An 11,216-nucleotide genomic window follows, 5' to 3' on the forward strand; every position below is an offset into this window, starting at 1 on the left:
CAGGACAACTATCAACCATGGGGGAGCCAAACAACGAGTTCGATCCGGAGGAACGGGATGCCCGCGACGTCGCCGCGAAAGCGGGGGAGGAGCGTTCGGAGTTCATGTCGCTGATGCCGCACTACTACCGGGGCGAGGTATCGCAGATGTCCACACGGTTGGACAGGTTGGATCTCACCATCGATTGGGCCATCGCGGTCATCGTGGCGATGCTGGCGCTGTCGTTCCAGAGCACGGGCAGTCCGCCGTACTTCCTGTTGATCGGAATGTTCGCGCTGATGATGTTCCTGCTGTTCGACGTGCGCCGGTATCGAACCTACGACGCGACGCGGTCGCGGGTGCGGATGATCGAGGAGAACGTGTTCGCCAACGCGTTCGACCCGAAGGGGTCGGTCCACCGCGATTGGCGGGAAAAGTTGGGTCACGACCTTCGGGAACCGACGCTGAAGGTTTCGCTATGGGAGGCGCTGTCCCGCCGACTCAAACACGTCTACTTCCCGCTGGAAACGGTGCTGGTCGTTGCGTGGCTGTTCCGCATCACGGCCTTCGTCCCGAAAGAGACGCCGGTCGAGACGGCCGCCGTTCCCGGGATTTCGGGGGAGTTCGTCATCGTCGGCGTGCTCTGTTTCTACGTCGCCACTGCGCTCCTGACGTTCTGGCCGACGAAGCGGGAAGCCAAGGGCGAGTTCCACGGCGAGAAACCCGGCGAATGGAAGGTCGAACGGCGGTGATGGGTTTCGTTGCCCGCTTCGGACTCGTACCGATATCGTCACCACGCAGGAATTGATAGTTCATTTGTCTCTACGTTCTATATCAACGAGTCACAGGAGGCAACAAGGCATTAGTAAATTCGAGAGAATTCAAATAGTGGTCCCACAATGCCAGACAGTGACAAGCGTCAGACCCTCAAGTTGCTGAGTTTTGGAACAGTAGCCCTCAGCGGAATCGGTGCGGGAGTCGTCGCGGGGGACGGTACCAACTCGTCGTCTACTGACGAATCGGGTTCGTCCGCGTCCGATACCGGTAGCTCCGACGCGCAGGGTTCGATGGAACTGTTCAGTACGAGAACCATGATGGGAGAAGGCGAAGTCCCGTCGAACGACAGCGACGGGCAGGGCGTCGCCGTGTTCCGCCGAACGACGGACGGAACCCTCGACTACGGACTCCTCGCGTTCGAACTCGAAGCGCCGGTGACCAAAGCACACATCCACGTCGGCAAACCGGGTGAAAACGGCCCGCACGTCGTCAGCCTCATCGACGCTGATGCGACGGGAGAACAGACCGTGCACGGTGCCAACGCGATTGCCACGGGGGCGATTTCCGACGATGACCTCGTCGGGCCGTACGAGGAGTCGTCGCTCGACAAACTCGTTTCCGAGATGGCCGACGGGAACACCTATGTCAACGTTCACTCGGAGGCGTATCCCGAGGGAGAGATTCGAGGCCGACTCTTTTCCGTAAAATCGGTCGATGTCGGTGTCGAGACGACTATCAGCACGGATGAGGACGGCGAAACGGACGGAAACGGAACGCCATCGCTCGACGTGAGTATTATGAGTGAAGAATGCCAGTAATGAATCACTAAGCCAACGAACGTGTCGGTCCGTTCGTCTCGTTTTTCGACCGGCAGCGAGACAAGCATCAAGGAGGCTTCTATCGGCTTCGGTTCGATGTTAGTGAACGGACCGGAAATACACTCTCCGTTTCGTGGACGGATGGAAGCGTCGATAGGGTCCCCATAGAGACGTATGCAACCGTGGCGCGTTCATCCTGCCCTCGAAACAAGTATCCGGAGAACGATTCGGGATTTTTGAGAGTACAGACACAAATCGAAGCGCGAACGAGACGGCGTTCGATACGTTCACTCTAAGAGTTGAATTTCGACGATGTGCTCTTCGCCCCACTCCTCGGCGTGTTCTTCGTCGAGGGTTAACGCTTCCGACAGCTCTTCCACTTCTTGTTCGAACATGCAGATTGAGCAACTGACATGATATGGCAAGAGTCACCTCCGTTGACGGATCCCATCCACCTCTTCGGCAAGTAGTAAGTGGGAAACGAGAGGTTCGGGTAGTTTGCGGATTACGACGTGGTCCTCTCCAGGCGTGTAATCGATAATCCCGCTATCGGAGAGTCGTGGGAGATGATTGTGGTACAACGACAGTTCGATTCGATCGCGGGAATCGACTCCCTCCAACTTGACGAGTTCGGCGACGAGAGCACCGATCTGCATCGGACCGCTACGCGCCCGGATCGCGTGCAGTATCCGCCGACGTCGATCGTCGCTAAGCAACCGAAAGATGTCGGTAAGAGAGGAGCGCTCTATCGTGGCACAGTTGCCGGTGTTTTGAGACTGTGGTTTGCTCATTGTCTACTTCCACTTTGTTCGAGTTTGAAAAGTAGAAAGAGCCTCGATGACTAGTGTCATTCCGAACACAGACGGCGGAGGAGGCTAGACTACTAGGCTAGCGTGACGATGCATCGCTTCCCGTGACGAGTTCTGCCAGGACCTTTCGGGTTCCCTTCCGAATGTGCTGATAGAACGTCGCCGACGAGATTCCCAGCGTCGCGGCCAACTCTTCGCCCGTGACGTCTCGAGGGGAGTTGAAATATCCCGCGTGATACGCCACTTCGAGAATTTCCCACTGGCGGTCGGTCAACCGGTCGTCGAGGTTCTCGGCCGTCCCGACGTTCCGTCTCGGGCGATCGGTCGACTGTTTGGATCGAAATTTGGTCTCGGGGAACTCCCGTTGAAGGCCTTCGATGATGCCCCGCGTATCCGCCTCCGGCGCGACTTCCGCAACCAACGTCGCTCCCCCTCGTTCGACTTCCACCGTCCGTATCGTCGCCCCATACTCGGTGAGAGTGAGAAGGGGAGAGTTACCGGACAAGAGACATTCGATCGTTCCTCTGTTCCCCTGTTCACGGAGTACACGAGCGTCGTCGATACTCGGGTTCCGGTCGAGATGTTCACACACGCTAGTTGGCGGCGTGTCGGCCACTTCGAGATACGAGACGAAGGCACCGTCAGCCGTCGGCGTTAACTTGGATATCGAGAACAAGCAGTCCAACCGCTCGGAAAGCTCGACGAAGACGGCGTTCGGATCCGTACACCGAAATTCGAGTTCGACGACAGTATCAGCATGGAGAAGCCGCTGGTTTTCGGCGGCGTGAATCGTATGACCGATACGCTCGCCGACCTCCTGAAGGAGGTGTTGCTCGTGCTCGTCGAACGCAAACGGACGGCTCGAACACAACACCAAGACACCATAGACGGTGTCCCGGTACACCAGCGGAACGGCCGCCGAACTCCGATAGCCACACTGAACTGCACGCTCGTGCCACCGCTCGTACGTCGGATCGGAGAGGATGTCCTGAACGGCGTGGACGGTCCCGGACTGCAGCGCCCGACCTGCTGGACTGGGTTCGAGGTCGCTATCGTCGGTCGTAATCGTGACGTCAGAGAGTCGTTCGTCCTCGATACCCGCCCAAGTATGCGGCACGATATCGTTCCCGGGACCGTTGTTGGCGATCCAGGCGAAGCGGTACGCTTCGGAACTGGCGAGGCGATCACAGACCAACTGTTCGGCTTCATCTCGGGTCGATGCCCGTGTCAGGACTCGATTTAACGAACGGAGGCTTTCGGTGATCTGATGGTGTCGTTCGAGTTCGTTGCGCTGCCGACGAAGCGTTCGCTCACGTCCTTTGCGTTCGGAGATGTCGGTGTTGATAGTGACGAAGCGTTCGATGCTGTTTTCGGCGTTTTTGATCGGTGCTGTCGTCTGGTGAACGGTATAGGCTTCGCCCGACTTTCGCCGATTAACGACTTCTCCGATCCAGACGTCCCCTCCGTGGATCGTCCGCTGGAAATCCCTGTAGAAGTCGGCGGTGGTATCATCTGCGTTCAGAAATCGGGGGTCCTCGCCGATAGCCTCCTCGGCGGTGTAGCCCGTGATAACCTCGAACGCGGGATTGACGTATTCGATGGTGCCATCCACGTTCGTGAAATAGATCGAGTGCCTCGACTGTTCGATCGCCTCCCGGAAGGCACGCAAGTACAGTTCGTGTTCACGACGTTCGGTGAGGTCTCGCGTCACCTTCGTGAATCCCTCGAGTGACCCATCATCGTCGAAGCGGGCAGTGATGTTGACGTGGGCCCAGAAACGAGTGCCGTCGGTCCGAACACGCCACCCCTCGTCTTCGAAGCTACCGTTCTCGACCGCCAATTCGAGTTCCCTGTCCGGCCAGTTCACCGCTCTGGCGGCTTCGGGATAGAATACCGAAAAATGCTCGCCGACGATGTCGGTCTCTCGATACCCCTTGAGGTTCTCCGCACCGCGATTCCAACTGACGACGGTGCCGTCCGGATCGAGCTGGAATATGGCGTACTGTTCGACTGACTTGGTAAACGACATGTGTTGGTGAGTGCTGTTTGGATTCGTTCTCGAACTGTCTCGGCGACTTCTCGGTCACCCGTAATTCGGTCCGGTCGATCCACGCGACCGAACACGACCTCTCTCCGTTTCGAGAACGCAGGCTTCTTACCTAAAACTACAGTATTTCGTTCAATTTCTCGACGTTTTTGAGGGCAGAAGGGATGAGGGAGCTACGAAACAGGTTTGCCGCCACGGGTTTCGAACTCAAGGATTAACAGTCGGGTCGCCGTACTGTATTCACAGTGCTCACTTCGATAAAAGCGGTGTTCTGGAACGGGACGGACCGGCGGCTTCGGCTCCCGTGGCGGTTCGTCGTCGCCGGAATCGTCCTCGGAATCCTCTCGTTCGGGGTGATACTCGCGTTCAGGCCGATTCTCCGCCCCGTATTCGTCGGATTGGGACTCGGATCGTTCGGGCCCGGGGGACGGTTGTTGGTCCGGGTCATCGTCGAACTGATCGTGGTGTGTTCGTTCACGTACCTCGTCGGGCGGTTTCTCGACCGTCGTCGGTTCTCCGACTTCGGGTTTCATCTCTCGCGGTCGTGGTGGTTGGACCTCGGGTTCGGCCTCGTCCTCGGCGCGGCGCTCATGACCGCGATATTTTTCGCCGAAGTCGCGTTCGGTTGGGTTCGAGTCGTCGGCTATCTCCGAACCGCGCCGAACGTGTCGTTCGTCGGCGCGTTCCTCCTTTCGATACCCCTCTTCGTCTTCGTCGGTATCAGCGAGGAGTTGCTGATACGCGGCTACCTGCTGACGAACCTCGCCGAGGGGTTCCGCTGGTTTCGGTGGGTATCCGCGGACGCGGCGGTTGCGGCCGCGACGCTCTGTTCGTCGGTGGTGTTCGGCGTCCTGCACGTCTTCAATCCGAACGCGACGCTCACGAGTACGCTCGTCATCGTCCTCGCCGGTGTCATGCTCGCGTCCGGGTACGTGCTCACCGGCGAGTTGGGTATCTCCATCGGGTTGCACATCTCGTGGAACTTCTTCCAGACGAGCGTGTACGGGTTTTCGGTGAGCGGCCTTCGACTCCCGGTGACGCTCGTCGCTACCCGACAGGTCGGTCCGCGTGTCGTCACCGGTGGACCGTTCGGTCCGGAGGCGGGCCTCGTCGGCGTCGCCGCGATCTGTCTCGGCGTGGCGGCCATCGTCTGGTGGGTTCGGTTACGCGGGACGGACGGAGCGATTTCGTCCGTCTCGACCCCCGAACTCCGCTGAACGGCTCAGACGCCCGGAATCCCCAGCGCCCCCGCGGTGATGATGTCGAACAGCGCGAAGATGTAGAGGACGATGGCGGCCGCGAACCACGCGACCAGTCCGATGACGATGGCCGTTCCCCAGCCACCGGGATAGCGCCAGTTGATGACGCCGATCCACGCGATGAGTGCGAGCAGCGCGCCGATGATGGGAATCCACCCGACGAAGAAGCTGATGATGCCCCACACTATCGACCCGATGAGTGCGGTGATGATGGCGTGACCGTAGCTTCCCGCGCGGTCCGTCGTCACCCTCGCACCGACGTAGATGCCGAACCCACCGATGAGCAGGCTGACGAGGAAGATGATTATCGTATCTATCCACGCCATCCTACAACCTCCCTCCGCTTCGCCGGAGTTCTGTTTCGAGACGGCCAACTGTCGTGTTATATCGTTCCACTGTATTCCCCCCGAGGCTCATAACGTTCCCATCCATCGTGTGTCTGTCGGTTGTTCAGTTCGAGTTTCCGACATACGAGGGAATGTGAACTGTGCCGACGAAGGTTTCCTCGCCACTTATACCGACGGTTGCCGAATACCGACTAACCACGATGAACGAGCAGCGAGGAACGGAACAACGAATCAGGGAGGCCGCGTTTCGGGCGCTTGCGAAGCACGGATACGCGGACCTCTCCATCAAGATCATCGGCGAGGAGTTGGGACAGAGTCCGTCGCTCATCTACCACTATTTCGAGGACAAAGACGAGTTGCTCCTCTCACTGCTGGACGTGTTTTCGGAGAAGTTCGTCGAGAAGCAACTTCGGGAACGGACGGGCGACCCCGAAGCGGACCTCCGTTCCGTCGTCGATACGTTTCTCGACCCGACGCGACCGGAATCGGAGTCGGTCGTGATATCGTCGTCGGGGGACGAACCGGCAGTGTCGTCGGTTTTCATCGAACTGTGGGCGCAGGCGGCACGGAACGACGCGTATCGGGAGAAACTCACGGAGATAGACACCGAGTTACGGGACATACTCGTCCGAATTCTCGATTCGGGCATCGAGGATGGCACCTTCCGAGATGTCGATACGGAAACGACGGCGGAACACATCCTGGCCCTTCTCCTCCACGGGATGCACACCCGGACGACGACGAACAGGGACGGTGTGCCGGACACGATGCGGGAACTGATCGACGACATCATCGAGAACGACCTGCTCCGGAAAAACTGAAATCCGATAGCTTGGGCGACTACCCCTGGCCGATGAGTCGGTCCTCGTCCTCCCAGAACTCCTGCCGGAGTTGGTACTTCTGGACTTTGCCGGTCGCGGTTTCCGGCAGGTCGTCGTCCACGATGATCTTGCGCGGAATCTTGTAGCCCGCCATCCGCTCGCGGCAGAAGTCCTCCACGTCCGCATCGGACAGTTCGACGCCGGGTTTCGGGACGACGACGGCCGTCACGAGTTCGCCCCATTCGTCGCTCGGCGTGGGGATGACCGCCGCCTTGGCGATGTCGGGATGGTCGTACAACACGTCCTCGACTTCGATGGACGAGACGTTCTCGCCGCCCGAGATGATGATGTCCTTCTTGCGGTCCTGAATCGAGATCATCCCGTCCTCGTCGATGGTCGCGAGGTCGCCCGTGTGGAAGTAGCCCGGCAGACGGTCGTTGAACGCCTCGTCGGTCGCCTCCGGTTTGTTCAGGTATCGGTCCATCACCTGATTGCCGCGGACGACGACTTCGCCCATCGTCTCTCCATCCGGGGGAACGTCACTGCCGTCATCGTGAATGACGCGAACGTCGGTGCAGATGACCTCGCTCCCCTGTTTGACCTTCAGGGAGCGCCCGCGTTCGGCGAGGCGGCGGGGCGAGTTCGACGTGGTGATGATGGGTGCGGTCTCGGTCAACCCGTAAATATGGATGATGCGCCACCCGATGTCGTCCTCGACGGTTTCGATGGTCGCCGTCGCGGGGGCGCTTCCGGCCGTGGCGATGCGCAGTTCGCGGTCGCCCGTCGTCCCTACGTCGGGGTTGTTCTCGTTGAACGCGATGACGCGGTTGAGCACCGTCGGCGCGCCACACATGAACGACACGTCGTAGTTTCGAATCTTTTCGAGCGTGCGCTCCGGGGTGAACTTCCGGAGACAGACGTGCGTAGCGCCGGTTCCGGTGATGGCGTAGGTGTGGCCCCACCCGTTGCAGTGGAACATCGGGAGCGTCCAGAGGTAGGTGTCGTCGTCCCGAATCTCCATGTGCTGGTTGAGCACGATGGCGTGCCAGTGTTCGGTGCGGTGGGTTCGAACGACGCCCTTCGGGTCGCCCGTGGTTCCGGACGTGTAGTTGATGCTCGCGTCGTCGTCCTCCGAGATATCCGCCCGCTCCGGCGCGTCGGCCGACGCCTCGTCCACGAGGGTCATGTAGTCCTGCCAATCGCCATCGATTCTGTCCGCTTCGTAGCCGATGAAAAACTCGGCTGGCACCGAATCCCGAACCGCTTCGACCTTTTCGGCGAAGTCGTAATCCGCGATGACGACCGACGCCTCACAGTCGTTGAGGATGTACTCGTAGTTAGCGGGCACGAGACGGTAGTTCATCGGGACGTACACCGCGCCCAGATGGTTGGTCGCGTACAACGCTTCGAGGAAGTAGTGGGTGTTCGACGCCAGCATCGCCACGCGGTCGCCCTGTTCGACCCCGAGGTCCGCCAGAACGTTCGCGAATCGGTCGACCCGCTCGCTGAATTCTTCGTAGGTGTACTCCGTACCGTCGTCCGCGATGACGCCGACCACGTCATCGTAGCAGTCAACGGCGCGGTCGAGGAAATCCAACGTCGTCATTTCCTTCTTCATGAACTGTCATGTAGATGGTTTTCGGAAGAGGGGGTAAAGATTTCGACTCTTGGTAGCACCCCACAGAGACGAAAATGAAATCGGTGGGATACATCCCGAACGGGAATCGAACCCTTTTTCTTTTAGGCCACCCTAAAAATCTCCGATGGCTGTCAACTCACGGGCCGTTGACGAAACGACCACCCCCTCCCGATCGACGACTCCGGATATCGATCTCTGCGAAACACGGCCCGAGCGGTTCGTTTTCATCGAAGACGGAAACACGGATGGCTGGATCGCAACGGATACTGTCGTCTCGTCGTTGCGGTAATATTCGACAATTCGACGAAATCAAAAGCGAGACGATAGAAGAGCGACGGAATCAGTGCGTCGCGGATTCGAGGACGAGCGTGTCGTCTTCGAGGTAGTGGGCGATGGTGTGCGCGTACTCTTCTAGCTCCACCAGTTGTTCTCGAAGCATTTCTTCAGTCGCGTAGTCGCCCAGTCCGTTCGCGAGTTCGATGTGGTCGCGGTAGCTCTCGATGATGTCGCCGTACATTCCGAGGTCGTGGCGGAGCGAAGTCCGAATGTCGTACACGTCCTCGTCCTCGGGTTCGACCGTCGCGGCCGCCGAGAGAGTCGCCATGCTGGCGTGCGGGACGCCACCGATCGCCTGGACGCGCTCCGCAACCGCATCCGCGGCCTCCTCGACTTCCTCGTACGCTTCCTGAAGGAAGAGGTGGATGTCGTGGTGTTCGGCCCCTTCGACGTTCCAGTGGTGCTTGTGTAGTTGATGGTAGAGCACGTACGCGTCCGCGAGGTCCGTGTTCAACGCGTCGATGATCTGTTCTGCCTTCGCCTCTTCGAGGCGAACCGGGTTCTCCTCGACCGTACCGGCCTTCTGACGGACTTCCTCTTGAACACTCATTGCAACTACTACTCCGTGGTCCAGCCACATATATCTTTTCAAAGGAAAACAATTTTTTTGGATGCCCTAAAATTATTTGGACGTTGTCGGGGTCGATGCACCCGTTTTCGAAGGGATCACAACCGCCGTTTACGACGGTTACGAGGACTCTAACGGTGATAAACCGATCTGAATGACGAAAAAGGTGAGGGGGGTGATGGAAGCATCCGAACCGTGTCGATATACGCACCATTTATACATCGAACAAAACACTTTTAGGTTTTTAGGCTAGCCTAAAACCATGGAACAGGGCAACGATGAAACGGTGGACACGCGTAGCACTTCCGCCTCACACCGCCGGAGGACCCCAACGAACGCCGATTACACGGGAACGCGACGGACACACGCATGGTAGGACACACGCTCCACGACATTCGCCGAAGCGTCGAATCGCTCGAAACGGACGACGGTGTATATCACATCATCTGCGCCCGCACGGGGACCAGCCCGGTTCCCATCGCGGGACGACGGTTCGACAGCCGACACACCGCACGGGCGGCACTCCGCTTCGCCGAACAGTATCGAGCAGCGCTTCGTCGGTACGACCCACAGCTACCGTACCACGACCTCATCGTCTGCGAGGCACCGGAAACGTACGCCCTCGTCGGAGAGACGGCCGGAGACACGACAGCGCTGGCGCGACGGAAGGACGAATCGACTGCGGACGGTTCGGTTACCGACCGACAGCCGCTCATCGATTTCTGTCACGACGTTACCGGCGCGCTCTTCGAGACGCTCGCGGACGAGGGATACGAGCGCGTAGAGCGTGCGGTGATGGACGTGTATCTGGACGCCGCGGAGTCGGTCGCGGACCGGGACGAGTTCTGTCTCGTGCTGCTCGAAAGCATGGTCGTCGAGTTGACCGACCAGTTGTCCGCGGACGAACAACACCACGTCCTCGAAGCCGCGTCGAGACGAATGCCGCCGGTCGAAGACGACGGGAGGACGATAGAGACCGCCCTTCAGCGTCTGGTTTCGGTGTCCATCGCGGCCGACTATCACCTCACTCCCCTGGACGACACGTCGTCATCCCGCGGATGGCTCGTCACGCTCTCCGAATACGCGCTCGACGGGGACGAACGCTACCTTCCGACGCTTCCGCTCGCCATCGAACTCAACCGAATCCTTCCCGATCCGGTGTCGATAGAGTGGGCTCGGGCGGTCGATACCCACGATTGGGAGCTACGATTGTCGACACGCGACCCCACGAAATCCACCGACACCGGCCACCTTCGGGCGACGATCAGGGATACCTGACGACGGGCGGAACAGATCACTTGACGATCAATACCGGAACCGATGCCCGCCGCGTGACCGCTTCGGCGACGCTCCCGAGCATGAGACGGGTCGCACCGGACCGACCGTGACTTCCGAGGACGATGCGGTCCATGTCGTGTTCCTCCGCGTATTCGACGATGACGTGTTTCGGCTCGCCGAATTCGACGGCGGTCACTAGCGTGACGTCGAACTCGTCCGCGAGTTCCTGTGCCGCGTCGAACAGGTTCGTTGCTTTCTCGTGGGCGGATTCGTACCACTCGTTCCAGTACTCCATCGAAACGGACCCCGGCGGGGCACCGTCCGTGAACTTCGGTCGCATGACTTCGACGATGTTGAACCCGGATCCGATGGGGTCCATGACGTACAACACCGTGACCGTGGTATCCGGATAGTCCGAAAGCGCGACTTCGAGCGCTTTCGAGGACAACGGGGAACCGTCTATCGGGACGAGGATTCGTTGTGCCATGGGGACTATACGGGACCGTTTAGGATAAGCGATATCGGCGGGGAAAACCGA

Annotated in this window: 11 protein-coding genes; 5 read left to right on the forward strand and 6 right to left on the reverse strand. The window is 59.4% G+C overall.

Annotated features, from left to right (window positions below; translation table 11 throughout):
* Positions 1-17 precede the first annotated feature (17 nt).
* Both NKF25_RS16915 and NKF25_RS16920 read left to right on the forward strand, forming a co-directional pair.
* Positions 18-731: a DUF2270 domain-containing protein gene (locus NKF25_RS16915; protein WP_253227834.1), complete on the forward strand. Its 714-nt coding sequence runs from the start codon at positions 18-20 to the stop codon at positions 729-731.
* A 147-nt stretch (positions 732-878) separates the two neighbouring features.
* Positions 879-1,574, forward strand: a complete 696-nt coding sequence (locus NKF25_RS16920) for a CHRD domain-containing protein (protein ID WP_253227835.1) — start codon at positions 879-881, stop codon at positions 1,572-1,574.
* 428 nt (positions 1,575-2,002) lie between these two features.
* On the opposite strand, the gene NKF25_RS16925 is transcribed toward NKF25_RS16920, so the two are convergent.
* Positions 2,003-2,365, reverse strand: coding sequence for a hypothetical protein (locus NKF25_RS16925; protein ID WP_253227836.1), 363 nt, complete (start codon positions 2,363-2,365; stop codon positions 2,003-2,005).
* Between the two features lie 97 nt (positions 2,366-2,462).
* A complete protein-coding gene (locus tag NKF25_RS16930; RefSeq protein ID WP_253227837.1) occupies positions 2,463-4,412 on the reverse strand; it encodes a bacterio-opsin activator domain-containing protein in 1,950 nt (649 codons plus the stop codon).
* Between the two features lie 263 nt (positions 4,413-4,675).
* Here NKF25_RS16930 and NKF25_RS24485 point away from each other — a divergent pair, with 263 nt between their 5' ends.
* The gene (locus tag NKF25_RS24485) at positions 4,676-5,647 is read left to right on the forward strand and encodes a CPBP family glutamic-type intramembrane protease (protein ID WP_253227838.1); all 972 of its coding nucleotides are present in this window, start codon (positions 4,676-4,678) and stop codon (positions 5,645-5,647) included.
* A 5-nt stretch (positions 5,648-5,652) separates the two neighbouring features.
* On the opposite strand, the gene NKF25_RS16940 is transcribed toward NKF25_RS24485, so the two are convergent.
* On the reverse strand, positions 5,653-6,015 hold the full coding sequence (locus NKF25_RS16940; protein ID WP_253227839.1) for a hypothetical protein: 363 nt from the start codon (positions 6,013-6,015) through the stop codon (positions 5,653-5,655).
* A 221-nt stretch (positions 6,016-6,236) separates the two neighbouring features.
* On the opposite strand from NKF25_RS16940, the gene NKF25_RS16945 reads away from it, so the two are divergent.
* Complete coding sequence (locus NKF25_RS16945; RefSeq protein WP_253227840.1) at positions 6,237-6,857, forward strand: TetR/AcrR family transcriptional regulator; 621 nt, start codon at positions 6,237-6,239, stop codon at positions 6,855-6,857.
* 19 nt (positions 6,858-6,876) lie between these two features.
* Here the strand turns inward: NKF25_RS16945 and NKF25_RS16950 are convergent, their stop codons facing one another.
* The gene (locus NKF25_RS16950) at positions 6,877-8,475 is read right to left on the reverse strand and encodes a long-chain-fatty-acid--CoA ligase (protein ID WP_253227841.1); all 1,599 of its coding nucleotides are present in this window, start codon (positions 8,473-8,475) and stop codon (positions 6,877-6,879) included.
* Positions 8,476-8,836: 361 nt separating this feature from the next.
* The gene (dpsA, locus tag NKF25_RS16955; protein WP_253227842.1) at positions 8,837-9,382 is read right to left on the reverse strand and encodes a DNA starvation/stationary phase protection protein DpsA; all 546 of its coding nucleotides are present in this window, start codon (positions 9,380-9,382) and stop codon (positions 8,837-8,839) included.
* A gap of 387 nt (positions 9,383-9,769) precedes the next feature.
* On the opposite strand from dpsA, the gene NKF25_RS16960 reads away from it, so the two are divergent.
* Positions 9,770-10,678: a hypothetical protein gene (locus NKF25_RS16960; protein ID WP_253227843.1), complete on the forward strand. Its 909-nt coding sequence runs from the start codon at positions 9,770-9,772 to the stop codon at positions 10,676-10,678.
* A 16-nt stretch (positions 10,679-10,694) separates the two neighbouring features.
* Here the strand turns inward: NKF25_RS16960 and NKF25_RS16965 are convergent, their stop codons facing one another.
* The gene (locus NKF25_RS16965) at positions 10,695-11,165 is read right to left on the reverse strand and encodes a universal stress protein (RefSeq protein ID WP_253227844.1); all 471 of its coding nucleotides are present in this window, start codon (positions 11,163-11,165) and stop codon (positions 10,695-10,697) included.
* Positions 11,166-11,216 lie beyond the last annotated feature (51 nt).

Origin of the sequence: Haladaptatus sp. AB643, assembly GCF_024136975.1 — an archaeon.
Lineage (GTDB): Archaea > Halobacteriota > Halobacteria > Halobacteriales > Haladaptataceae > Haladaptatus.